The organism is uncultured Mesonia sp., assembly GCA_947499595.1.
Taxonomy (GTDB): Bacteria; Bacteroidota; Bacteroidia; order Flavobacteriales; family Flavobacteriaceae; genus Mesonia; species Mesonia sediminis.
The window spans coordinates 1-2,740 of sequence record CANMOY010000021.1; the positions used below are offsets into that span (position 1 = coordinate 1).

The 2,740-nt window shown below is 30.0% G+C and carries 2 protein-coding genes; both read right to left on the reverse strand.

What is annotated here, in order from left to right:
- Positions 1–211: 211 nt before the first annotated feature.
- Positions 212–1,321 (reverse strand): hypothetical protein, encoded by a 1,110-nt coding sequence (locus tag ACH2AZ_RS12345; protein WP_394908085.1) that lies wholly within the window; start codon positions 1,319–1,321, stop codon positions 212–214.
- Positions 1,322–1,771: 450 nt separating this feature from the next.
- On the reverse strand, positions 1,772–2,644 hold the full coding sequence (locus ACH2AZ_RS12350) for a WG repeat-containing protein (protein ID WP_394908086.1): 873 nt from the start codon (positions 2,642–2,644) through the stop codon (positions 1,772–1,774).
- Positions 2,645–2,740: the final 96 nt, after the last annotated feature.

Here is a 2,740-nt window from a genome sequence, read left to right on the forward strand (position 1 = left end):
AAGATAAAAAAAATTAAAAATATATCCTTAAAAAAAGACTGCAATGATGGCATGGTTTTGAGACAGTCTGACGGTCTTGTATAACGACAAGTGGCGCGGAATTATGGAAGCGGATTTGTCGGCTTAACGATTTTTTTTGTTATGGAAACTAATTTAGTTCTTTTCTAACAAACCCGCCATTTGCGTTATACGTTGTTGGCAACTGTGTAATTTAATAAGCTAAAATTTTTATATAGTAATTCGTATAAATAAAATCGAATGGTTTAATAATATCAACTAAATAATCACCTTCTAATTTTTTCTCATAAATTAAAAATTCATTGATCATTTCATCACCTGTTTGATCTGTCAATTCAAATGTTCTATTTTCTGATTTTTTAAAAATAATCTTTAAATCAAAATCACGAAGTTCCTCATTATTAGATTTTACTTTGAAAGAAAGCAACTTTTCCTTTTCTGTAAATTTTTCATATTTAAATTGCTCTATTTCTGACTTATTATTTAGAGCTTTTATCCAATGATTAAGACCGTTTTTTACAATTATAGAATCTTGACTTAAGTCAACTTGCCATAATAAATTCTCGTAAAACTCTTTAATTATCTGAAAATAATCTTTTATAAATGAGGCTTTCCTTATTCTAAGATTTCCAGTTGCCTTATTTAATGAGATTGCATCTTTAAATTTTGATTGTATTGTCTTTAAAGTTTTGTCTTCTTTAAACTTTGAAGAATTATGCACTATACCATTTCTAAGATATTGATATTGGGTAAAACTGGTTATATATTTCTCCAGTGTTTCTGTTTCTATTTCTATTACCAGGTTTAAGTATGTTATAGATGAAATCAGATAATTCCGAGAATCGAAATGCGAAGGTTTTATCTTTTTATTTAAAATCTCTGAAGAAACTACCGCTATTCTATTTAATTCACTCTCATTTAGGCTATATAAAGCAATCAATATCGATTTACTGTAAAGATCTAGAAACTCTTCATACTCTCTATCAATATCTTCTTTAGTGCTTTGATGTTGATGAGCAATTACGCTAAGTCCAGAAGCATTGTTAGCATATGTATGAGCGTAAACATCGTCTCCATATTCTTCTATTGCCTTATTGTATATTTTCTCAGATTTTTTTCTCTGTTTTTCATATGAATCATCATTTTTTTTCAATTCATCATTCCATTCTTTCTTATAACTTTTTAATGTCAAGTTGAATTGTCGATGGTATATGATTATTTGATTCTTAATTTCTTGAAAGATTTTTTCAATATTATTTTCCTTTTTTTCATTAAGTACGTGATAGAATGTGAATTTGTTCATTAATAAAAATCTCAGTAATTACATTGTTGCCAACTCGTTATATTCACCCAAATATACACTTTTAAAACAATTTCTTTATTGGATAAAGTGTAACTAAGTTATTGAGGAGTGAATGTGTTAGAGTGAGATTTAACCAGTCGAGTTGACTCGGTTTAAAAGGCAAGAAGAACGCGATGCAACCGCGCACTGTCGGGGATAGCAATAAACCATTCAATACGCAAAGAGGTTCAAATTATAAGCTTTTTGGGTATCCTAAGTCTACCGCTAAGAAAAGAAATGTGGCTAATCATCTCTAAAAGGGCAGCACAGCAATAGATTAAACCCCATAGTACCAACATAAAAACAGCCGGGTTAGTCAACACGGCGTTCATGTTAGGCTCCCGTAAAAAGAAGTCGGGACAGGCTGTACCGGCCACACGAACGCTTAGTTATTGAACGCTTAGTTATTAGCTACAGTGTTTTTATGCGCTTTTTCATTTCTTCGAAACTATATTTCGGTTCGTAAACATATTTTCCGTTCGTATCTATTATTCCCCATTTATCATTTAATTCAATTCTCGAAAATCCATTCTCAAATGGATAACACATATCGAATTCGGTTGGGATTTTTAGTTTACCATTTTTGTTAATAAAACCATACTTATCTCCTTTTCGAACTTTAGACAATCCGTTATTAAATTCTCCAATAACTATATAATCAAATTCGGTCAATTTCGTTCCGTCTGGATTATACAATGCTTGAAGATTATCTTTACTTAAAACTATTAAACCATTTTCTAACCAACTTATATAATCAAATTCATTCGGCAAAATTCTTTCTCCATTTAGCGTTATTAATCCACGTTTATTTTTGATAGAACGAGTATCACCAATTACTCCTTTTTCAATTATACTATCTTCTTGAATTACAGTTTCTAAAATATTATTTTTAAGCTTAATTCTACTATAGATTGGTTTAATCAAAACATTATTTAATGTATCGATTATACCCAAATTATATTCGCCAAAATATTTTGCTCGATAACCAAATATAAATTTATCGTTCTTAAGATGCTTTAAATATTCATATTCAAATGGTATGATGATTTTATTTGCTTTGTTTATTAATCCGAGTTTATTGTTCTTTGCGACAACGGCAAAATTGTTCGTAAACACCTTTGCATATTGAAATTGCGGTTCAATTTTCACATTTCCATTACTTTCTTTAAATCCCCAAAGACTATCAATTTTATAAGGTTCTAGAGTTTGTGCATACGCTTTTTGTTGACAAGAAATAATTGTCGAATATGTAACTAATATTATAAATATGCTTTTTTTCAACATTGTAGCTAACGGTTTTGTGATCGAGTAGACAAAGGGAATTTCACCCTAAGCCTCTCACAGAACCGTGCTTGAAAGTCTCCCCTCACACGGCTCTTG

Coding starts and splice junctions, on each gene's coding strand:
- ACH2AZ_RS12350 (WP_394908086.1), bottom strand. CDS start 2,644: ATGTTGAAAAAAAGCATATTTATAATATTAGTTACATATTCGACAATT.
- ACH2AZ_RS12345 (WP_394908085.1), bottom strand. CDS start 1,321: ATGAACAAATTCACATTCTATCACGTACTTAATGAAAAAAAGGAAAAT.